The sequence below is a fragment of the Humibacter ginsengisoli genome, assembly GCF_054780095.1.
Genome location: NZ_BAAGWZ010000015.1, coordinates 1 through 1,189, shown reverse-complemented (window position 1 = coordinate 1,189; position 1,189 = coordinate 1). Strand labels below are relative to the sequence as shown.

The 1,189-nt window shown below is 67.2% G+C and carries 1 protein-coding gene; it reads right to left on the bottom strand.

Going from position 1 to position 1,189, the window contains the following annotated elements; translation table 11 throughout:
• Window positions 1–1,188 (bottom strand): integrase core domain-containing protein (locus tag ACYVI5_RS18865; protein WP_460581598.1); only part of this gene is annotated, 1,188 nt, incomplete at its 3' end.
• Window position 1,189: the final 1 nt, after the last annotated feature.

The following is a 1,189-nucleotide window of genomic DNA, read 5'->3' as shown; positions in this document are numbered from 1 at the left end:
CTCTGACGGTTCTGGATTTTTGCGGGGGCCTTTGGGTCCTCGGGGTTTGCCGCTGCCGACGTATTTGGTGCCTGGGGCGGGCCATGGATACTCGGCCAGGAAGGTGCCTAGGGCGTCGAAGATCAGCAGTCGGTCGTTCTCCTCGACGCGGTAGGCGATGGCTCCGGCGAGGGTGCGGCTGACTTGGAACTTGGTGCCGCGGGCATAGACGGTGCCGTTGTCGCGGATCCGCGTCATGCGCACCCCGTCGTCCCCGACCGGGGCGGCCGGCTGCGGGATCGGCCTTGGCGGCTCGATCACCGGTGTCGCCGCCCATGCCTGTGCCGGAGTGACCCGTCCGGGCAACCCTTGATGCGGGCGCTCGGTGTTATAGATCACATCGAACGCGTCGACCTGGACCTGCAACTGCTCCAGCGACTCCGCGAGGGGTTGCTTGTCGAGGTAACGGAACAGGGTCTGGTGGAAGCGTTCGTTCTTGCCCTGGGTGGTGGGTTTGTAGGGTTTCCCGGTGATCGGCTCGACGCCGAGCGAACGCAGGTAGGCGACCAGCTGGCCCAGCACTCCGCGACGGGAGGGGTTCAACGCGGCGCCGTTGTCGGAGAGCAGTCGTTGCGGGACACCGTGGGCGGCGATGCCTTTGCTGACCACCGCGATCGCTCCCTCGGAGGTCTCACCCCAGGACACGTGGGAGGCGATCGCGAGCCGGGAATGGTCGTCGATGAGCTGGAAGATCACGCACTTACGACCACCGGTGAGGACGTATTCGGTGGCATCCAGCTGCCAGCACGCGTTCGGCGCCGGATACACGAACCGGCGATACGACGCCCTCGGCTTCTTCTTCGGCTCCAACCGGGCGACACCCTGATCGCGGAAGATCCGCGACAACGACGCCGTCGAGGGCACCGGGTCCATCCCGAGCGAGCGCATCTTCTCGTGAACACTGATCGGGCCATGGTCGAGTCCGGAGGCCTCTAACGCCGCACGCACTCCGATGGCCCGTTGCACGACCTCGTCGGTGATCCGCGACGGGCTGCTGCACGGCCGCCTCGACCGAGGCTCCAACGCCGCCGCCGGCCCGTCCTCCGCTGCCCGTTTCCGGATCGCATAGAACGTCTCCCGGGAGATCCCGTGCTCGGCGCAGAACGTCGTGACCGACCCGCGCGGCGCATCCGGCGGCCACCCAACGATC